At 70.2% G+C, this 17,105-nt stretch carries 22 protein-coding genes and 2 pseudogenes; 11 read left to right on the top strand and 13 right to left on the bottom strand.

Going from position 1 to position 17,105, the window contains the following annotated elements; translation table 11 throughout:
- Window positions 1–40: 40 nt before the first annotated feature.
- Window positions 41–1,837: a thiamine pyrophosphate-requiring protein gene (locus tag BFN33_RS14170; protein WP_069760376.1), complete on the top strand. Its 1,797-nt coding sequence runs from the start codon at window positions 41–43 to the stop codon at window positions 1,835–1,837.
- On the opposite strand, the gene BFN33_RS49740 is transcribed toward BFN33_RS14170, so the two are convergent.
- The gene (locus tag BFN33_RS49740) at window positions 1,791–1,970 is read right to left on the bottom strand and encodes a hypothetical protein (protein ID WP_062036958.1); all 180 of its coding nucleotides are present in this window, start codon (window positions 1,968–1,970) and stop codon (window positions 1,791–1,793) included. The two genes, BFN33_RS14170 and BFN33_RS49740, sit on opposite strands and share 47 nt — an antisense overlap.
- 123 nt (window positions 1,971–2,093) lie before the next feature.
- Here BFN33_RS49740 and BFN33_RS14165 point away from each other — a divergent pair, with 123 nt between their 5' ends.
- Genes BFN33_RS14165 through BFN33_RS14145 form a run of 5 tightly spaced genes read left to right on the top strand, consistent with a single transcriptional unit; the run spans window position 2,094 to window position 6,182 of the window.
- Window positions 2,094–2,480 carry a DUF2795 domain-containing protein gene (locus BFN33_RS14165; RefSeq protein WP_069760375.1) on the top strand — a complete coding sequence of 129 codons (387 nt, stop codon included), beginning with the start codon at window positions 2,094–2,096 and terminating at the stop codon, window positions 2,478–2,480.
- On the top strand, window positions 2,477–2,911 hold the full coding sequence (locus tag BFN33_RS14160; RefSeq protein ID WP_176742384.1) for a CBS domain-containing protein: 435 nt from the start codon (window positions 2,477–2,479) through the stop codon (window positions 2,909–2,911). The genes BFN33_RS14165 and BFN33_RS14160 overlap by 4 nt, the downstream gene beginning before the upstream one ends.
- The gene (locus tag BFN33_RS14155; RefSeq protein WP_069760374.1) at window positions 2,908–3,537 is read left to right on the top strand and encodes a diguanylate cyclase; all 630 of its coding nucleotides are present in this window, start codon (window positions 2,908–2,910) and stop codon (window positions 3,535–3,537) included. The genes BFN33_RS14160 and BFN33_RS14155 overlap by 4 nt, the downstream gene beginning before the upstream one ends.
- Before the next feature lie 6 nt (window positions 3,538–3,543).
- Entirely contained in the window at window positions 3,544–4,083 is a 540-nt protein-coding gene (locus tag BFN33_RS14150; protein ID WP_069760373.1) for a type 1 glutamine amidotransferase domain-containing protein, read from the top strand.
- Window positions 4,083–6,182, top strand: coding sequence for a catalase (locus BFN33_RS14145; RefSeq protein WP_069760372.1), 2,100 nt, complete (start codon window positions 4,083–4,085; stop codon window positions 6,180–6,182). The genes BFN33_RS14150 and BFN33_RS14145 overlap by 1 nt, the downstream gene beginning before the upstream one ends.
- Window positions 6,183–6,290: 108 nt before the next feature.
- Here BFN33_RS14145 and BFN33_RS14140 read toward each other — a convergent pair whose 3' ends face one another.
- Window positions 6,291–6,572, bottom strand: a complete 282-nt coding sequence (locus tag BFN33_RS14140) for a DUF6158 family protein (protein WP_069760371.1) — start codon at window positions 6,570–6,572, stop codon at window positions 6,291–6,293.
- Between the two features lie 66 nt (window positions 6,573–6,638).
- Between BFN33_RS14140 and BFN33_RS14135 the strand changes: the two genes are divergently transcribed.
- Complete coding sequence (locus BFN33_RS14135) at window positions 6,639–7,742, top strand: Vms1/Ankzf1 family peptidyl-tRNA hydrolase (RefSeq protein WP_069760370.1); 1,104 nt, start codon at window positions 6,639–6,641, stop codon at window positions 7,740–7,742.
- Window positions 7,743–7,772: 30 nt separating this feature from the next.
- Here the strand turns inward: BFN33_RS14135 and BFN33_RS14130 are convergent, their stop codons facing one another.
- Window positions 7,773–9,395, bottom strand: coding sequence for an ABC-F family ATP-binding cassette domain-containing protein (locus BFN33_RS14130; protein ID WP_069760369.1), 1,623 nt, complete (start codon window positions 9,393–9,395; stop codon window positions 7,773–7,775).
- 170 nt (window positions 9,396–9,565) lie between these two features.
- Between BFN33_RS14130 and BFN33_RS51305 the strand changes: the two are divergent.
- The 4 genes and pseudogenes from BFN33_RS51305 to BFN33_RS14110 all read left to right on the top strand — a co-directional run.
- Window positions 9,566–9,976, top strand: a pseudogene (locus BFN33_RS51305) (diacylglycerol kinase family protein); the annotation flags it as partial.
- Between the two features lie 176 nt (window positions 9,977–10,152).
- Window positions 10,153–10,554: pseudogene (locus BFN33_RS14120) on the top strand (phosphoesterase); the annotation flags it as partial.
- A 105-nt stretch (window positions 10,555–10,659) separates the two neighbouring features.
- Window positions 10,660–11,505 (top strand): class I SAM-dependent methyltransferase, encoded by an 846-nt coding sequence (locus BFN33_RS14115; protein WP_069760367.1) that lies wholly within the window; start codon window positions 10,660–10,662, stop codon window positions 11,503–11,505.
- Between the two features lie 40 nt (window positions 11,506–11,545).
- On the top strand, window positions 11,546–11,716 hold the full coding sequence (locus tag BFN33_RS14110; protein ID WP_069760366.1) for a hydrophobic protein: 171 nt from the start codon (window positions 11,546–11,548) through the stop codon (window positions 11,714–11,716).
- Window positions 11,717–11,729: 13 nt separating this feature from the next.
- Here the strand turns inward: BFN33_RS14110 and BFN33_RS14105 are convergent, their stop codons facing one another.
- From BFN33_RS14105 to BFN33_RS14060, 10 genes are read right to left on the bottom strand one after another with little or no spacing between them, the layout of a single operon-like run.
- Complete coding sequence (locus tag BFN33_RS14105) at window positions 11,730–12,014, bottom strand: gas vesicle protein K (protein WP_057608230.1); 285 nt, start codon at window positions 12,012–12,014, stop codon at window positions 11,730–11,732.
- On the bottom strand, window positions 12,011–12,199 hold the full coding sequence (locus BFN33_RS14100) for a gas vesicle protein (protein WP_057608231.1): 189 nt from the start codon (window positions 12,197–12,199) through the stop codon (window positions 12,011–12,013). Before BFN33_RS14100 ends, BFN33_RS14105 begins: the two co-directional genes overlap by 4 nt.
- On the bottom strand, window positions 12,196–12,966 hold the full coding sequence (locus BFN33_RS14095; RefSeq protein ID WP_069760365.1) for a GvpL/GvpF family gas vesicle protein: 771 nt from the start codon (window positions 12,964–12,966) through the stop codon (window positions 12,196–12,198). The genes BFN33_RS14100 and BFN33_RS14095 overlap by 4 nt, the downstream gene beginning before the upstream one ends.
- Window positions 12,963–13,301 carry a gas vesicle protein gene (locus BFN33_RS14090; RefSeq protein ID WP_069760364.1) on the bottom strand — a complete coding sequence of 113 codons (339 nt, stop codon included), beginning with the start codon at window positions 13,299–13,301 and terminating at the stop codon, window positions 12,963–12,965. The genes BFN33_RS14095 and BFN33_RS14090 overlap by 4 nt, the downstream gene beginning before the upstream one ends.
- Window positions 13,298–14,446 (bottom strand): SRPBCC family protein, encoded by a 1,149-nt coding sequence (locus BFN33_RS14085; protein ID WP_069760363.1) that lies wholly within the window; start codon window positions 14,444–14,446, stop codon window positions 13,298–13,300. The genes BFN33_RS14090 and BFN33_RS14085 overlap by 4 nt, the downstream gene beginning before the upstream one ends.
- Window positions 14,446–15,174, bottom strand: coding sequence for a DNA primase (locus tag BFN33_RS14080; RefSeq protein WP_069760362.1), 729 nt, complete (start codon window positions 15,172–15,174; stop codon window positions 14,446–14,448). The genes BFN33_RS14085 and BFN33_RS14080 overlap by 1 nt, the downstream gene beginning before the upstream one ends.
- On the bottom strand, window positions 15,171–15,434 hold the full coding sequence (locus tag BFN33_RS14075) for a gas vesicle protein GvpG (protein WP_069760361.1): 264 nt from the start codon (window positions 15,432–15,434) through the stop codon (window positions 15,171–15,173). The genes BFN33_RS14080 and BFN33_RS14075 overlap by 4 nt, the downstream gene beginning before the upstream one ends.
- A gap of 7 nt (window positions 15,435–15,441) precedes the next feature.
- Window positions 15,442–16,212 (bottom strand): GvpL/GvpF family gas vesicle protein, encoded by a 771-nt coding sequence (locus tag BFN33_RS14070; RefSeq protein ID WP_069760360.1) that lies wholly within the window; start codon window positions 16,210–16,212, stop codon window positions 15,442–15,444.
- Window positions 16,209–16,634: a gas vesicle structural protein GvpA gene (locus BFN33_RS14065; protein WP_069760359.1), complete on the bottom strand. Its 426-nt coding sequence runs from the start codon at window positions 16,632–16,634 to the stop codon at window positions 16,209–16,211. The genes BFN33_RS14070 and BFN33_RS14065 overlap by 4 nt, the downstream gene beginning before the upstream one ends.
- A 58-nt stretch (window positions 16,635–16,692) precedes the next feature.
- Window positions 16,693–17,061: a gas vesicle protein gene (locus BFN33_RS14060; RefSeq protein WP_079140824.1), complete on the bottom strand. Its 369-nt coding sequence runs from the start codon at window positions 17,059–17,061 to the stop codon at window positions 16,693–16,695.
- Window positions 17,062–17,105: the final 44 nt, after the last annotated feature.

The following is a 17,105-nucleotide window of genomic DNA, read 5'->3' as shown; positions in this document are numbered from 1 at the left end:
TAAGGCTGCTGCCTGTGCCATCCAATCGGGAGGTCAGCCCATGAGCACCAAGGTGTCCGATCACATCCTCGAACGACTGCGCGAGTGGGGTGTGGACCATGTCTTCGGCTATCCGGGCGACGGCATCAACGGTCTGCTGGCGGCCTGGGGCCGGGCCGACAACCAGCCACGGTTCGTGCAGTCCCGGCACGAGGAGATGTCCGCGTTCGAGGCGGTCGGTTACGCCAAGTTCAGCGGCCGTATCGGAGTGTGCGCGGCGACCTCGGGCCCCGGCGCGATCCACCTGCTCAACGGTCTGTACGACGCCAAGCTGGACCATGTGCCGGTGCTGGCGATCGTCGGCCAGACGCACCGCACCGCGATGGGCGGTTCGTACCAGCAGGAGGTGGACCTGCACACCCTGTTCAAGGACGTCGCCTCGGAGTTCGTGGAGACGGTGACGGTCCCCGAGCAGCTGCCGAACGTCCTGGACCGGGCGATCCGCACCGCGTACGCCCGCCGTTGTCCCACGGCGATCATCATCCCAGGGGACGTGCAGGAGCTCGACTACTCGGCGCCCACCCACGAGTTCAAGATGGTCCCCTCCAGCCTGGACCGCAGCGACTGGACGGCGGTTCCGACCCAGGAGTCCCTGGAGCGGGCCGCGGAGATCCTCAACTCCGGTACCAAGCCCGCCATTCTGATCGGTCAGGGCGCGGCCGGAGCGCGGGCCGAGGTGGAGCGGATCGCCGAGCTGCTGGGCGCGGGCGTCGCCAAGGCGCTGCTCGGCAAGGACGCGCTGAGCGACGAACTCCCGTACGTCACCGGCTCGATCGGCCTGCTGGGCACGCGGCCGTCGTACGAACTCATGCGGGACTGCGACACCCTGCTGACCATCGGCTCGTCGTTCCCGTACACGCAGTTCCTGCCGGAATTCGGCAAGGCGCGGGGCGTGCAGATCGACATCGACCCGCACATGATCGGAATGCGTTATCCGTACGAGGTGAACCTCGTCGGCGACGCGAAGGCGACGCTGCAGCGGCTGATCCCGATGCTGGACGTGGAGCGCGGCGGGCGCGAGTGGTTCGACACGGTGTGCGGCAACGTCACGCGCTGGCGCGAGGTGATGGAGCGGCGGGCCCAGCAGTCGGCCGACCCGATCAACCCGGAGTACGTGGCCCACGCCCTCGACCCGCTGCTGCCCGACAACGCGATCGTCACCTCGGACTCCGGTTCCACCGCCAACTGGTACGCCCGGCACCTGACCATGCGTCCCGGCATGCGCGCGTCGCTGTCCGGCACGCTGGCGACGATGGGCCCCGGGGTGCCGTACGCGATCGGCGCGAAGTTCGCGCATCCGGACCGGCCGGCGATCGCGCTGGTCGGGGACGGGGCGATGCAGATGAACGGCATGGCCGAGCTGATCACCGCGGCCAAGTACCGGGATCTGTGGGAGGACCCGCGGCTGATCATCGCCATCTGGAACAACCACGACCTCAACCAGGTCACCTGGGAGATGCGGGCCATGGAGGGCGCCCCGTCGTTCCTGCCCTCGCAGCAGCTCCCGGACGTGCAGTACGCCGCGTTCGCCCGCTCCCTCGGTCTGACCGGGATCCGGGTGGAGAAGCCGGAGGACGTGGAGGCGGCCTGGCGGGCCGGTCTCGGGGCGGACGGGCCCGCGGTCCTGGAGTTCCTCACCGACCCGGCCGTACCGCCGATCCCGCCGCACGCGACCTGGGAGCAGATGGAGGCCACGGCCGCGTCGGTCCTCAAGGGTGACGCGGACCGGGGCTCCATGGTGAAGCAGGGCTTCAAGGCGAAGGTGCAGGAGTTCCTGCCGGGGCGGGAGAAGAAGTAGCCACCGGGAGGGCGGCCGGTTCGCGCCGGTCGTCCTCCTGCTCCGACAGCATCAGCTCCTCGTACCGGCCGAGCGCGAGCACGACGCCGAGCATGAGGATCGGTATGAGCGCGGCGAGGACCATCATCGCCATGTCCTTCCCAAGGGAGGTGCGCGGGGGGTGCGGGCCGGGTCTCCCGGCTTCGGTCCGGCAAACCCTGTGTCGGCCTCCGGTGCACGGGTACGCGGTGCGGACCCCGAAGATCTGGAGGGAGACATGCAGCGAGGCAGCGACCGGCTGAGTCGCCACCGTGACGACGAGATGAAGCACGAACTCCAGGGTCTGCTCCGCTCCGGGCATCCCACCCGCAGTGAGGAATGGAACGACCCCGAGCCGACCGCCGACGACGATCCGCAGGTCTGGGGCGGACCTGTGGCGCCGGGCAGCGAGGGGGCGTCACTGGAGACCGTCCGACTGGAGCTGGCCCGGCTCCTGGGCCGCAGCTCGTTCCCCGCCACTCCCGTGGAGCTGGGGCGGGTGCTGCGCCGCAAGAACGCCCCCGACGCTCTCACAGAGGCGGTGGAGGGACTGCCACACAAGGAGAACTACGCCAACGTCCAGGAGCTCGCGCGGGCACTCACCCGTACGGAGGGCACCCCGTGACGGCGGAGCTCGTGAGGGACGTGATGACGCCCGGTGTGGTGGCCGTCCGCCCGGACGCCTCGCTGGTCGAGGCGGCGCGGCTGATGCGCGCACAGGACATCGGCGACGTCGTGGTGGCCGACGGTCAGCACGTGGTGGGTGTGCTCACCGACCGGGACATCACGGTCCGGGCCGTCGCCGAGGGCGTCGACCCGCTGACGGTGAGTGCCCAGTCGGTGTGCACGCCGGATCCGCTGACCGTCGCCCCCGGCGACCCGCTGACGCAGGCGGTCGCGCTGATGCGCACACACGCCGTACGGCGGCTGCCGGTCATCGAGGACGGCCTGCCGGTCGGCATGGTGAGCCTCGGGGACATCGCCGAGGGCCGGGACCCGGGGTCGGCGCTCGCCGACATCAGCCGTGCTGATCCGGACGACGGGGCCTCCGTATGATCCGGGACCAGGCCGCGCGGATCAGCGCCACCGGTGCCACGGTAGACGTGGGGGACGTGACCACCCGGTATCTCCTCTACGGGCTGCTGCCCGGCTGGTTCGTGCCGGGGCTCGCCGACTGGGCGATGCACCGGCGCACCCGCATCGAGGACACCGCGGGGACCAAGGAGTCCCTGATCCACTCCCTGATGATGGCCGAGGTCGGGCTGCCCATCGCGCTCACCCTGCGCTACGAGGTCAACCCCTTGCTCCTCACCGTGCAGTTGGGCGGTGCCGCGGTGCACGAGGCGACCGCGCTGTGGGACGTGAAGACGGCCGTCGACAGCGACCGCGAGGTCAGGCCGGTCGAGCAGCACATCCACAGTTTCCTGGAGTCGCTGCCGTTCGCCGCGCTCGCGTCGCTGATGTGCCTGCACTCCGACCAGGTGAGGTCGCTGCTGCGCGGCGGGCGCGGAGATCCGGACGCCTGGCGGCTGGTGCCGCGCAGGCGGCCGCTGTCACCGGGCTATCTCGCCGGCATCGGCGCCGCGATCACCGCCTGTGTGCTGCTGCCGTACGGCGAGGAGCTGCTGCGCTGTGCGCGCGCTTCCCGAGCAAGGAAAAAGCTGTCCAGGAAAGGACGTTGAACCATCATGCGTATCGCGTTTCTGACCGCACCCGAGGGCGTCGAGCAGGTCGAGCTCACCGATCCGTGGCAGGCGGCGGTGAACGCGGGGCACGAACCCGTGCTCGTGTCGACCGAGCCCGGCAAGATCCAGGCGTTCAACCATCTCGACAAGGGGGACACCTTCCCCGTGCAGGAGGTCGTGGGCGAGACGTCCGCGGACTCCTTCGGCGCGCTGGTGCTGCCCGGCGGGGTGGCCAACCCGGACTTCCTGCGGACGGACGAGAAGGCCGTGGCGTTCGTACGGGACTTCTTCACCCAGGCGCGCCCGGTGGCCGCGATCTGCCATGCGCCGTGGACGCTCGTCGAAGCGGACGTCGTACGGGGCCGGGTGCTCACCTCCTGGCCGAGTCTTCAGACGGACATCCGCAACGCGGGCGCCACCTGGGTGGACGAGCAGGTGAAGGTCTGCGACCACGGGAACAACAAGCTGGTCACCAGCCGTAAGCCGGACGACCTCAAGGCGTTCTGCGAGACGTTCCTCGACGTGTTCCAGGAGGCCGCCTGATGGACCCCGCCGACCGGAAGCAGCGCCAGCGCGAGAGCTTCCACGCCGACGACCCGACCGCCGGGCCGCTCACCACCGACCAGGGAGTCGAGGTCGACCACACCGACGACTCGCTCGCCGCCGGTGAGCGCGGTCCGACGCTCATGGAGGACTTCCACTTCCGGGAGAAGCTCACCCACTTCGACCACGAGCGGATCCCGGAGCGGGTGGTGCACGCGCGGGGCGCGGGCGCGTACGGCTACTTCGAACCGTACGAGTCCTGCGCGGAGTTCACCCGTGCCGCCTTCCTCCAGGACCCGGCGGTCCGCACCCCCGTCTTCGTGCGGTTCTCGACCGTGCAGGGACCCAAGGGCTCCGCGGACACCGTGCGGGACGTGCGGGGCTTCGCCACCAAGTTCTACACGTCGGAAGGGAACTACGACCTCGTCGGGAACAACTTCCCGGTCTTCTTCATCCAGGACGGCATCAAGTTCCCCGACTTCGTGCACGCGGTGAAGCCGGAGCCGCACAACGACATCCCCACCGGCGCCTCGGCGCACGACACCCTGTGGGACTTCGTGTCGCTCCAGCCGGAGACCCTGCACACGATCATGTGGCTGATGTCGGACCGGGCGATCCCGCGCAGCTACCGCATGATGCAGGGCTTCGGTGTGCACACCTTCCGGTTCGTGAACGCGGAGGGCAAGGGCACCTTCGTGAAGTTCCACTGGAAGCCGAGGCTGGGCGCGCACTCGCTGGTGTGGGACGAGGCGCAGGAGTGCCAGGGCCGGGACCCGGACTTCAACCGGCGCGACCTGTGGGACGCCATCGAGGCCGGCGAGTACCCGGAATGGGAACTCGGTGTGCAACTGGTGCCGGAGGAGGACGAGTTCGCGTTCGACTTCGATCTGCTCGACGCCACGAAGCTCATCCCGGAGGAGCAGGTGCCGGTGCGGCCGATCGGCCGGATGGTGCTCGACCGCAACCCGGAGAACTTCTTCGCCGAGACCGAGCAGGTGGCCTTCCACACCGCCAACGTCGTGCCCGGTATCGACTTCACCAACGACCCGCTGCTCCAGGCCCGCAACTTCTCCTACCTGGACACCCAGCTGATCCGGCTGGGCGGGCCGAACTTCTCGCAGCTGCCGGTGAACCGGCCGGTGGCGCCGGTGCGCAACAACCAGCGCGACGGCTACCACCAGAGCGCGATCCACCGGGGCACGAACTACTTCCCGAACTCGCTCGGCGGCGGCTGCCCGGCCCACGCCGGGGTCGACGGGCAGGCGTTCACGCACCTCGCGGAACGCGTGGACGGACACAAGATCCGGCGGCGCAGCCCGAGTTTCCAGGACCACTACAGCCAGCCCGCGCTGTTCTGGAACAGCATGGCCGACTGGGAGAAGCAGCACATCGTCGAGGCGTTCCGCTTCGAGCTGGGCAAGGTGGGCGCGCGGACGGTGCGGGCCCGGACGGTCGAGCACCTCGCGAAGGTGGACGGTGAACTGGCGACGCGGGTGGCGCGCGGTATCGGGGTACCGGAGCCCACCGCGGGCGAGACGGCGTACAAGCTCTCCTCCCCCGCTCTCAGCCTGGAGGCGCTGCGCGGCGACGGCTCCATCCGCACCCGGCAGATCGCGGTCCTGGTCAGCGACGGGATCGACGCCGAGCAGGTGACCTCGGTGCGGGAGCGGCTGGCCGCCGAGGGTGCCGTGGTGGAGGCGCTGGCACCGACGGACGGCGAGCTGCGGGGTGCCGACGGCGAGCTGTACACCGTGGACCGCGCGCTGCCGACCGTCGCGTCCGTGCTGTACGACGCCGTCCTGCTGCCCGGCGGGCCCGTGGGCACCCCGCCGACGGCCGCCGACCAGGACGTCATGCGTTTCGTGCGGGACGCCTACCGGCACGGCAAGCCGATCGGCGCGCTCGGATCGGGCGTCGGGATCCTGTCGTCGCTGGAGCCGGAGGGACTGCGGCTGTCGACGGAGTTCCACCGTGTGGAGTCCGACCAGGGCGTGGTGACGGAGACGTCCCCGGGTCCGGCGGGCGAGGAGTTCCTGGACGCGTTCGTGGCCGCGATCGCGGCACACCGGCACCCGGACCGGCTGCCGACGCGCCACTGAGCCTCAGGGCACGTCATTCGGTGGCCTGCTGATCACGTGATCGGCAGGTCACCGTCGGCTGTCCGGCATCGGCCGTCCGCGCAGGTCCCGTCCGGGCAGGTTGCCCGGTCAGTCCAGCGCCGGTGTGGCCGACTCCCCCGCCCCGCGCTCCCGCGCGCCCTCACGGGTGCGGCCCGCGGACACGGTCCGGCGCGGGTTGCGGCGCAGATACTCGCCCTCGAGCCGGGCCATGCGCTGGTTGTGGGTGCTGAGCGCGTCGTTCGAGCCGTGGAGCAGCGTTTCGTGCCGGGTGCGATGGATCGTCTCCAGCTCTTTCATGAGCTGCTGGTCGTCCAACCTGCTGGGGTCGACTCCGGTCATGGTGATGTCCCGCTCGTCGTGTTCGTTCATGGGCTTCGGGTACCCGCCCGGCAAGCATTACCGCACTGCCCCCGAGCGGCATCCGGGAGGGAACCCATGGATCTCGCCTTTCTGCATCCACTCTACGAACATCCGGGCCCCTGGGCCTCCGTGTACGTCGACGCCCCCCGCCCCACGGAGGACACACTCCACGAACGGCATCTCGCGGCGGTCGCGGTCGCCCGCGAGCTTTCCCAGCAGGGGGCCGACGAGGAGACCTGCGTGGCCGTGCGGGAGGCGATGGAGGAACTGCGGCACTCGTCCGAACCGCACGGCAGGGCCCTCTTCGCGCGGGCCGGCGAGGTCGTCCTGGACCCGGCGCTGACCAGGTCCCCCGACGGCAGCCTGGTCCGCTGGGCCCCGCTGCCGCACACCGCGCCGCTGCTGGAGCTGGCCGGCGAGGACCCGGTGTGCGTGGTGGCGTACGTCGACCGCAAGGGCGCCGACTTCGAGCTGCGCGGACCGCTCGGCCGGCAGGGCGCCGGTTCGGTCACCGGCGAGCAGTGGCCCATCCACAAGGCGAGCAGCTCCGACTGGTCGGAGCGGCACTTCCAGCTGAGGGTGGAGAACACCTGGGAGCACAACGCGGCCGAGATCGCCGACGCGCTCGCCGTCTGCCAGGAGGAGACCGGCGCCGACCTGCTGATCCTGGTCGGTGACGAGCGGGAGAAGCGGTCCGTGCACGAGCGGCTGCCGAAGCGGTTGCAGGGCCGGGTCATCGAGGCGGAGCACGGCGCCGGCAGCCGGCTGCTCGACGAGGACGTGGAGCAGGCCCGTGCCGAGCATGTACGGCAGCGCGCGGAGCGGGAGCTGGAACGGTTCCTCGCGGCCCGTACCCCGGGCGACGACGGGCAGCCCGGAGCCGTGGAGGGCGTGCCCGCGCTGGTCGAGGCAGCGCGCGAGCACCGTATCGACGAACTCCTGGTCCGCCCGGACGGGCCCGACGCGCACCGCGAGGTGTGGGTCGGGGAGGACCCGGACCAGCTGGCGGTCCGCCGCACGGATCTGAAGATCCTCGGCGAACAGAACTCCTGGTCGGCCCGGGCGGACGACGCGCTGATCAGGTCGGCGGTGGCGACGGGGGCTCCGGCGCTCTCGGTGACACCGGCGAGCGACGAGGCCCCGGTGGGCGGCCTGGGTGCACTGCTGCGCTGGGTCTGAGAAGCCTCGGACGGGCCCGGTGACCTGCGGTTACCGGGCCCGTTCCACGCGTCGTTCGTCCCACACCGGCTCCGCCGTCTCGCGCACCCGGCCGTCCGAGCCGAAGACCAGGTACCGGTCGAAGGAGCGCGCGAACCAGCGGTCGTGGGTGACCGCGAGGACTGTGCCCTCGAAGGCCTCCAGGCCCTCCTGGAGGGCCTCCGCGGACTCCAGGTCAAGGTTGTCCGTGGGCTCGTCCAAAAGGAGCGCGGTGACGCCCTGGAGCTCCAGGAGGAGGATCTGGAAGCGGGCCTGCTGGCCGCCGGAGAGCCGGTCGAAGCCCTGCTCGGCCTGGCCGGTCAGCTCGTAGCGGCGCAGCCGGGACATCGCGGCGCCCCGGTCCTGGGCGTGCTCCTTCCACAGGATGTCGAGAAGGGTGCGGCCGAAGAGCTCGGGGTGGGCATGCGTCTGCGCGAAGTGCCCGGGCACGACCCGCGCCCCGAGCTTCCACTGCCCCGTGTGGGCCACGGTGGAGTCGCCCGCGAGCAGCCGCAGGAAGTGCGACTTGCCGGAGCCGTTGGAGCCGAGGACGGCGACGCGCTCGCCGTAGAAGACCTCCAGATCGAAGGGCTTCATCAGTCCGGTCAGTTCAAGTCCCGTGCAGGTGACGGCCCTTATGCCGGTACGGCCGCCCTTGAGCCGCATCTTGATGTCCTGCTCACGCGGCGGCTCGGGCGGCGGGCCGGCCTCCTCGAACTTGCGCAGCCGGGTCTGGGCCGCCTGGTAGCGGGAAGCCAACTCGTGGCTGATGCTGGCCGCCTGACGGAGATTCAGCACCAGCTTCTTGAGCTGCGCGTGCTTCTCGTCCCAGCGTCGACGCAACTCCTCGAAACGGGCGAAGCGTTCGCGCCGCGCCTCGTGATACGTGGCGAAACCGCCGCCGTGCACCCAGGCGTCCGCCCCGGCGGGCGAGGGCTCCACCGACACGATCTTCTCGGCGGCCCGGGAGAGCAGCTCCCGGTCGTGGGAGACGAAGAGAACCGTCTTGCGGGTCTCCTTCAGCCGCTCCTCCAGCCAGCGCTTGCCGGGCACGTCGAGATAGTTGTCCGGCTCGTCCAGCAGCAGCACCTGGTCCGGGCCGCGCAGCAGCGCCTCCAGCACCAGCCGCTTCTGCTCACCGCCGGACAGGGTCCGCACCTGCCGGAACTGCGCCTTGTCGTACGGCACCCCGAGCGCGGCCATGGTGCACATGTCCCAGAGCGTCTCGGACTCGTACCCGCGCACCTCGGCCCAGTCGGAGAGGGCCTGCGCGTACTTCAGCTGGGCCGCCTCGTCGTCGACGGTCATGATCAGGTGCTCGGCGCGGTCCACGGCCTGCGCGGCCTCCCTGATCCGCGGCGGCGCGACCGACACGAGCAGGTCACGTACGGTCGTCTCGTCCCGTACGGACCCCACGAACTGGCGCATCACCCCGAGGCCGCCGCTCACGCCGACCGTCCCGCCGTGCGGTTTCAGTTCGCCGGAGATCAGCCGCAGCAGGGTGGTCTTGCCGGCCCCGTTGGGCCCGACGAGGGCCACGACGGCCCCTTCTCCCACCCGGAAGGACACATCGCCGAGCAGCGCCCTCCCGTCGGGGAGGTAGTACTCGAGGTGCGCGGCTTCCAGATGTCCCATGGGGCGCATTGTCGACGCGAGGACGGGACCAGGGCAAACCCATATTGCTCAGTGCCGGGCAAGGGCTTCAGGGGCGCGGGGCTGTATCAATGTGCGGCTCCGCCGCGTGGGCGCGACAAGCCACGACGAACCCGCACCCGGCACCGAACAAGCACCCCTACGGCGGGTACCTGCGCGCCCTGCACGACGGGCTGCCGCTGGCCGGGATCGTCGAGTGCGAACCGACGGATGTGCGCGACGAGTTGGAGAAGGCGGCGGCCCGGGCCACGGTGCTCGGCGTGTGCGGCGGCGACGGCACGGTCAAGGCGGCCGCCGAGATCGCCCTGCGCCACGGCATGCCGCTCGCGGTCCTGCCCGGCGGCACCCTGAACCACTTCGCCTACGACCTCGGCGTGGAGGGAGCGCGGGATCTGACCCGGGCCGTCCAGCAGGGCGAGGCCGTGCGCGTGGACGCGGGCCGGTACAGCAGCGACGGCCGCGAGGGCGTCTTCGTCAACGCGTGCAGCCTGGGCGTGTATCCGGAGCTGGTGCGCGAGCGGGAGCGCTGGTCGCGCCGGGTCAGCGGCTGGCCTGCCGGGGTGCTAGGCCCTGTCGTCAAATTCCCGTCGTCCGCCCGGAGGGCGGGCCGCGCGGCGTCTGGGACGTGCGATCGCAAGGCGCCGGGGCGCCGTCGTGGCGGAGCCACGTCGGCGGTTCGGCCACGCGGCGAGCGCGCGTGCCAGGCGCCGCGCGGCAGGCGGGAATTTGACGACAGGGCCTAGGGGCGCTGCGGGTGCTGCGGGCCGACCGGCATCCGCTGGAGGCCGAGTTCGGGGGCCGGGCCAGGCCGTTGTGGCTGCTGTTCGTCGGCAACGGCACCTACCACCGGATGGGGCTCACGCCCGGCCGCCGCACCGACCTCGCCGACGGACGGTTGGACGTGCGGGTCGTGCACGGCGGACGCCGGCCCGCGCTGCGCCTGCTCGCCGCCGCCGTCGCGGGTCCCCTGACCCGCTCGCCCGCCCATGCGGCGGTCCAGGTGGGGCGCCTGCGTCTGACGGGCGTCGCGCCGGGCACGCTCCTCGCCTACGACGGTGAGGTGACCGACGTGGCCGGCGAGGTGACGCTGGAGAAGCTGCCCGAGGCCCTCACCGTGTACCGCCCGCTCCCCGGGAACTGAACTGATCATCCGTCAGTCCATATAGCAATACTCGGGTCTCACCATTCGACATCCGGGCGTACGGTTCTGAGTACCGACGGACAGGTCGAGAAGGGGAGCTCAGTCATGCCGGAATCGCAGGACAAGACGCAGGACAGGCCGCGGGAGACCGCCGTCTACACGCACGGCCACCACGAGTCCGTGCTGCGCTCGCACACCTGGCGCACCGCCGCCAACTCGGCTGCCTATCTGCTCGGTTCACTGAAGCCCCACATGAGGATCCTGGACATCGGCTGCGGGCCCGGCACGATCACCGCGGACCTGGCGGCCCTGGTGCCGGACGGGCATGTCACGGGCGTCGACCACGCGCCCGGCATCCTGGAGCAGGCCCGCGCCACGGCCGCCGAGCGGCAGCTGACGAACGTCGACTTCGCGGTCGCGGACGTGCACGCCCTGGACTTCGAGGACGACACCTTCTGCGTGGTCCACGCCCACCAGGTGCTGCAGCACGTCGGGGACCCGGTGCGGGCGCTGCGCGAGATGAAGCGGGTCACCAGGCCCGGCGGATTCATCGCGGTACGCGACTCGGACTACGCGGCCATGACCTGGTATCCGGCCTCCGAGGGGCTGGACGACTGGCTGGACCTGTACCGCCGGGTGGCCCGGGCCAACGGCGGTGAGCCGGACGCCGGGCGGCGGCTGAAGTCATGGGCGCTGCGGGCGGGTCTGACCGACATCACGGCGAGCTCCGGCACCTGGACCTACTCCACCGCCGAGGAGCGGGAGTGGTGGAGCGGGCTGTGGGCGGACCGCACGGTGGCCTCGGCGTACGCCCAGCGGGCTATCGAGGGCGGCCACGCCACTGCGGAACGGCTGCGGGCCGTCTCGGACGCCTGGCGGGACTGGGGCAAGAGGGACGACGGGTGGTTCTGTGTACTGCACGGAGAAATTCTGTGCAGAAAGGAAGTCTGAAACACGGATACCGGGAAACCCGGAATGCAGGAGGTTCATTATGATTGCCATCCTGCTCGTGCTGCTCCTGGTGCTGATTCTTTTCGGTGCCGGATTCGCGGTGAAGATTCTCTGGTGGATCGCACTGGCCGTGCTCGTGCTGTGGTTGCTGGGGTTCCTGATGCGTGGGACGACGTCGGGCGGAAGCAGGGGTCGTTGGTACAGGTGGTGACCTTCCCGGGAATTCATTCCCGGGGAAGCAGCGGTCCCAGCGGCCCGAGGTCCAGGTTCAGGTCCTCGGGCCGCAGTCCGTACCGCTCACGCAGTTCGGTCATGCGGTCGTCGAGGAGCATGAGGGTGAGCCCGATCCGCTCCTCCTGCTCCTCGTTCAGGTCGCCCTCGTCGAACCGGCGCAGCGCCTGGCGCTCCATGAGCTGCCGGAGCAACTCCACGACGGTCAGCACGAGCTTGACCAGGTCGCGCTCGACCGTGTCGGGCTCCAGGTCCAGCCGGTTGCGTCGGGCCGTCACGACAACTCCTCGAACGGTGAGGGAACTTGCGCGTTGACCGAGCTGATCAGCGCGTTCAGGTCGATGCGGACGAGGTCGACGTCCGCGATGCGCAGGGTGATGTCCCCCGTGATGACGACCCCGCCGGCCAGCAGCCGGTCGAGCAGGTCGACGAGGGCCACCTCACGGCGTTCGATGACGGTCACGACTGCTGTTCCTCCCCCGCGAAGGAATAGGCCGCCCAGGGGCCTGTGAGTTCCACACGCATTCCCGGGACGTCATCTTTGGTGCGGTCCACCATTTCCACGAATTCCTCGGACTCACCGCGCGGCACAAGATAGGCGGCATTGAGAACATTCTGCCCTGACGCCCCGGAAAGCGTGGGGTTCTGCGGGGCGTGCAGCCGCGCGTCCTCGGCGTGGGCGGAAAGCTTTTCGTGCAGCCGGGTCGCGAAGGCCTCCGCCTGCTGCCACCTGTCCTCGTTCGAACGCACCCGCTGGCGCCGCTGCCGCAGATAGTCCCGGCCGGAGGCCGGCTTCTCCGGCGCCTCGGTGGCCTCCGCGCCGGCCGGGGCCGCCGTCTCGACGTACACCTTGACGCCCCACTCCACCCGGCCCTGAAGCCGGTCGAGGGTGCGCCGGAAGCCTTCTTCGCGTTCCTCGATCATCACCCGGACACCGCTGTCGTCACGGAAGACGGTGCCGAGCCGGAGCGGCAGCGGGGTGGTGACGACGGTGAGCGCGTCGATCACGCTCTGGTGCGCGCGCACCGTCCCGGTCAGCCACTCCAGGTCCTCCAGATGCCTGCGGAGCGGCTCCTCGGCGAAGTCCCGCTCCGGTACATGACTGACGACGGCCACCAGGTCGTGGTGGTGCAGCAGTCTGGGCGGGTCACCGGCCACCCCGGCCAGCTGGGCCTGCAACGGGGTGCCGAAGGGCCGGCAGACGGCGTACACGTACCGCAGTCCGGTCATGAGCTCTCCTCCTCGGCACGGCGGCTGGGCTCCAGCTCTTCCAGGCGGGCGAGCCGCTCACGCAACTCGCTGTTCTCCCGGGCGAGTTCGTCACGGCGGGCGCGGGAGGACAACGCCGGGTCGTCCTCCCACCAGTCGATACCCATCTCCTTGGCCTTGTCGACCGAGGCGACGATGAGCCGCAGTTTGATGGTGAGCAGCTCGATGTCGAGAAGGTTGATGCGGATGTCTCCCGCGATGACGATGCCTTTGTCCAGCACACGCTCCAGGATGTCGGCCAGGTTGGCTCCGCTCCCCTGACCGTAGGGATCCGGGAGCTGGCTGGGCATGCTCATCGTCGGCTCCCGCCCTCGGCGTGCTCGTACTCCTCTTCCTCTTCCTCGGGCACGTCTTCCTCGGCGGCAGGTGCCTCGCCCTCGGCCTCCTCCTCGGGCTCCTCCTCCTCGTCGTACTCCTCGTACTCGTCCTCGGGCTCGCCCTCTTCCTCGGGCTCCTCCTCGGTCTCGTCCTCGGCGTACGGGCCGTCCTGCTCTTCTTCCTCTTCCTCGGTGTCCTCGGTGTCCGCGCTGTCCTCGGCCCCTTCGGCGCCCTCGGACTCCTCCTCTTCTGCGACGGCGTCCTCGTGGCTCTTGACGACCTCGCCGTCCTCGATCTCGCCGCGCCAGCCGTCCTCCGCCTCTCCCTTGAGGGTGATGAAGCGGGCGAAGTTCTTGAGGTCCAGCCGGGCCCGGCGGCCCTGGGCGCGCCAGATGTTGCCCGTCTTCTCGAACAGGCCCTGGGGGTAGTACTCGATCACCAGCAGGACGCGGGTGAGGTTGTCGGCGAGTTTGTGGAAGGAGACGACGCCCTTGGTCGTGCCCTTGGCCCCCTCCGACGTCCACTGGATCCGGTCGTCGGGGATCTGCTCGGTGGTGGTGGCCTTCCAGTTGCGGTTGGACCAGAAGATCTTCATCTGCCAGTCGCTGTGGGTGTCGTCGGCGCGGTTCGCGCTCTTGACGCCCTTCGCGAAGGTGGAGAAGTCCTGGTACTGCGTCCACTGGTCGTAGGCCGTGCGCAGATCGACGCCGACGTCGATGAACTCGATGATCACCGTGGGCTTCTGACCGGACCCGCGCTTGCGCTTGCCCTTGCCACCGCCGCCGAGGTTCTTGAAGGCGCCGACCACGCTGTCCTTGGCACGGCCCGCTCCGACCTCCAGCGCGCTGCGCAGCGGTCCCTTGCCCTCGGCGAGCTTGCGGCCGCCGTCGAGTGCGAGCTTGCCGAAACCGGGACTGTTGCCCTCGGCGATGTCGTTCAGCTTGCCGGTGGTCTCGCCCAGCTTGCGGCCGACGCCGACCAGCATGCGCTGGGCCTGCGCGGAGACGTACTCCTGCAGCTCGCTCTTGAGCCGGTCGGCGGCCTCGCTGTGGGCCACGTCGGTGAGCGGGTTGTTCTTCGCCTTGTCAGTCGCCTTGCCGGCGGATCCGAGCGTCTCGGTCATCACTCACCGCCTCCCTTCGGCAGCCGGGCCCGGGCGCCTCGGCCGGCCCCGCCGCCCGCGGTCGCCTTCTTGGCGGCCGTCCTCTTCGCCGTGGTCTTCTTGGCCGCGGTCTTCTTGCCGGCCGTACGGCCCTGGCTCTGCGCCGACTTCTTAGCGGCCGGCTTCCCGCCCGGGGCCTTCTTCGCGGCCGTCTTCTTGGCGGGGGCCTTCTTGGCGGTCCTCTTCGCCGCGGCCGGAGCGTCGTCCTGCTCGTCCTCGGCGTCGTCCGCCTCGTCGTCCTCGTGCTCGTCCGAGGGCTCCTCGTCGGCCTCGGCCTCCGAACTCCCAGTCTCCTCCTCCTCGGGCTCCTCGTCCCCTTCGGACCGCTCGTCCTCGTCCTCGTCCTCGGAGAGGCCCGGCGCCTCCGGCACCACGCCCGAGAGCTGGTCGCGGACCTCGGCGGTACGGCCGTGCAGCCGGTCGGCGATCGCGTCGATCTGCCGCTCCACCATGGCACCAGAGGCCGCCTTGCCGACGCCTCGCAGGTCCTCGCGGAGCGTGTCGCCTATCTCCTTGAACTGCGGGTTCTTCAGCAGTTGCTGGGAGACCAGGTCGGCCACCGCCTTGGGGCTCAGATGCATCCGCTTGCCGGCCACGAGCGTGCCGACGGCGAACGCCATTTTCAGTTTCTTCGTACGTCCGAGGAGGTATCCGGCCCCTACGGCGAGGCCCAGTCCCGTTCGGTTCATCGCATCGTCCCGTCGCCAGTCCCCGCGCCGCCGCGCAGGCCGATCTCCAGTCGTTCGAGCAGTTCGTCCTCCTGTCGGTCGAACTCCTCCTCGTCGATCTCGCCCGCGTCGAGTCGTTCCTCGAGCTGGGCCAGTTCGGCCCGGACCGTGGCCGGGTCGTAGTAGAGGCGCTCCGCTTCGTTCAGCACCTGTCTGATCACCCAGCCGCTGCCGCGTACCGGGGCGAACGGCAGCAGCAGCACCTCTCCGATGAGTCCCACCGCCGCCTCACTCCTCCGCGTGGTCGATGCCGACCGTGGTGCCCGCGGGTTCGGCCGGGCCCGGGTCGACGAAGCTGTACGGCGGCAGCGGGCCGTTGACCCGCAGGTCGAGGTGCGGATGGTCCTTGCGCAGCTGGTCCACCGTCTCCAGGAAGGACGCCGCCGCGTCGCGCTCCACGAGGAAGGACACGTTGGCGAGCCAGCCCGAGGACTCCGGGCCCACGCTGATCGCGTCGGCGACCGGTTCCAGGGTGCGCTGCACCTCGCCGGCGTCCTCGGCCTCACGGGCCTTGACCGCGGCCACGACCATCTCGCCGAGCCTGAGGCGATCGTCGTAACTGCCGCCGCCGGCCTTACGGTTGGCCTCGGTCACGGCGCGGATCTCCGGGTTGTCGGACATCACGCGGTGCAGTACGGCCTCTTCGTCGTGCGTGGCCTTGACGTTGTACTCGACCTTGCCTTCGAGGGTCCGCAGGCGCTCCTTGTAGTGCTCGGAGCGGTCCGCGAGCACCCCGGTGACGGTGTCGTCGTCGGGCGCCACGCTGCCGAACCGCATGGGCAGGATGCAGCCGCCCGCGCCCGCCTCGCTCAGGACGTTCTGGTGGGCGAGGAGGTCACGGCGCTTGGGCCGCAGCCCTTCGGGGGCGTCACTGACGATGGCCGCCAGTTCGCCCTCCTGCAGCACCCGCACCGGAAGCGCGGGGTCGCCGACCCCTCCCAGCCCCTCGGGCAGTGCGGGGTGGGAGGCGGCGGTGATGCCGTACACGTACGTGCTCACTCCTCTTCCTCCTTCCGGCGCGAGGACGTCGTCTTACGGGCGCGCGGCCTGGACTCCGGCTGGCCCTCCTCGCGGGCCTGCTTGAAAGCACCGGAGATGGTCTCGGCGGCACCGGAGAGCGCTCCCTTGGACTTGCCGCGGGCGCCGGACTCGGTCATCTCGCCGACCAGGTCGGGCAGGCCGGGGTCCTTGCGCGGCCCGGCCTCCAGGTCCAGCCGGTTGCACGCCTCGGCGAAGCGCAGATAGGTGTCGACGCTGGCCACGACGACTCGGACGTCGATCTTCAGGATTTCGATGCCGACCAGGGAGACCCGTACGAACGCGTCGATGACGAGACCCCTGTCGAGGACCAGTTCCAGAACGTCGTAGAGGCCGCTGGAGCCACCTCCGCCACCGCCCTGTTGTGCCGGGACAACGGTCATATCGGCCGCGCCTCCTCTTCTGTGTGCTGGTGAACGGATGTCTGTGCGGTGCGGCGGCCTAACGGCCGCCCTGCCTGTGTGCGTCCGCGCGTCCGCGTTCGTAACGGCGAACGCGCCGATAGCCGGTGAGCTGTCCTTCCGGGTCGAGTTCGACCTGGTAGCTCGCCATCAGGCTCATCGTGTCGGGCACGCGGGACAGCTCCAGGACCTCGATCTCGAGCGACCAGCCGTCCTCGGTCTGTTCGAAGGACGACACGTTCTCGGCGTCCATTCCGGTCAGCTCGGCCAGCTGGGTGCGCGCGTTGCGCAGCACCTCCATGGGCTTCGGCCGCCGGTTTTCCGCCACGCTCTCTTCGGTGTCCTCTTCTGCCCGCTCAGGGGCATTTCGTGAATTCTGTGATTCCGATGAGTTTTTTGTGTTCGACATGGCACCTCTCACCTCGGGTGGCCGCTCGTTCCTTCGCCAAACCT

The sequence above is a fragment of the Streptomyces sp. LUP47B genome (genome assembly GCF_001746295.1).
GTDB lineage: Bacteria > Actinomycetota > Actinomycetes > Streptomycetales > Streptomycetaceae > Streptomyces.
Note: the sequence above shows the minus strand (reverse complement) of the source record. Positions and strands in the feature narration are given on the sequence as shown.

Excerpts from the sequence above, each read along its gene's own strand:
- BFN33_RS14060 (WP_079140824.1), bottom strand. The coding sequence starts at position 17,061 with ATGTCGAACACAAAAAACTCATCGGAATCACAGAATTCACGAAATGCC.
- BFN33_RS14095 (WP_069760365.1), bottom strand. The coding sequence starts at position 12,966 with ATGACCGGACTGCGGTACGTGTACGCCGTCTGCCGGCCCTTCGGCACC.
- BFN33_RS14165 (WP_069760375.1), top strand. The coding sequence starts at position 2,094 with ATGCAGCGAGGCAGCGACCGGCTGAGTCGCCACCGTGACGACGAGATG.
- BFN33_RS14135 (WP_069760370.1), top strand. The coding sequence starts at position 6,639 with ATGGATCTCGCCTTTCTGCATCCACTCTACGAACATCCGGGCCCCTGG.
- BFN33_RS14065 (WP_069760359.1), bottom strand. The coding sequence starts at position 16,634 with ATGACCGTTGTCCCGGCACAACAGGGCGGTGGCGGAGGTGGCTCCAGC.
- BFN33_RS14080 (WP_069760362.1), bottom strand. The coding sequence starts at position 15,174 with ATGAACCGAACGGGACTGGGCCTCGCCGTAGGGGCCGGATACCTCCTC.
- BFN33_RS14090 (WP_069760364.1), bottom strand. The coding sequence starts at position 13,301 with ATGAGCATGCCCAGCCAGCTCCCGGATCCCTACGGTCAGGGGAGCGGA.
- BFN33_RS14130 (WP_069760369.1), bottom strand. The coding sequence starts at position 9,395 with ATGGGACATCTGGAAGCCGCGCACCTCGAGTACTACCTCCCCGACGGG.
- BFN33_RS14150 (WP_069760373.1), top strand. The coding sequence starts at position 3,544 with ATGCGTATCGCGTTTCTGACCGCACCCGAGGGCGTCGAGCAGGTCGAG.
- BFN33_RS14170 (WP_069760376.1), top strand. The coding sequence starts at position 41 with ATGAGCACCAAGGTGTCCGATCACATCCTCGAACGACTGCGCGAGTGG.
- BFN33_RS14115 (WP_069760367.1), top strand. The coding sequence starts at position 10,660 with ATGCCGGAATCGCAGGACAAGACGCAGGACAGGCCGCGGGAGACCGCC.
- BFN33_RS14155 (WP_069760374.1), top strand. The coding sequence starts at position 2,908 with ATGATCCGGGACCAGGCCGCGCGGATCAGCGCCACCGGTGCCACGGTA.
- BFN33_RS14085 (WP_069760363.1), bottom strand. The coding sequence starts at position 14,446 with ATGACCGAGACGCTCGGATCCGCCGGCAAGGCGACTGACAAGGCGAAG.
- BFN33_RS14110 (WP_069760366.1), top strand. The coding sequence starts at position 11,546 with ATGATTGCCATCCTGCTCGTGCTGCTCCTGGTGCTGATTCTTTTCGGT.
- BFN33_RS14145 (WP_069760372.1), top strand. The coding sequence starts at position 4,083 with ATGGACCCCGCCGACCGGAAGCAGCGCCAGCGCGAGAGCTTCCACGCC.
- BFN33_RS14140 (WP_069760371.1), bottom strand. The coding sequence starts at position 6,572 with ATGAACGAACACGACGAGCGGGACATCACCATGACCGGAGTCGACCCC.
- BFN33_RS49740 (WP_062036958.1), bottom strand. The coding sequence starts at position 1,970 with ATGGCGATGATGGTCCTCGCCGCGCTCATACCGATCCTCATGCTCGGC.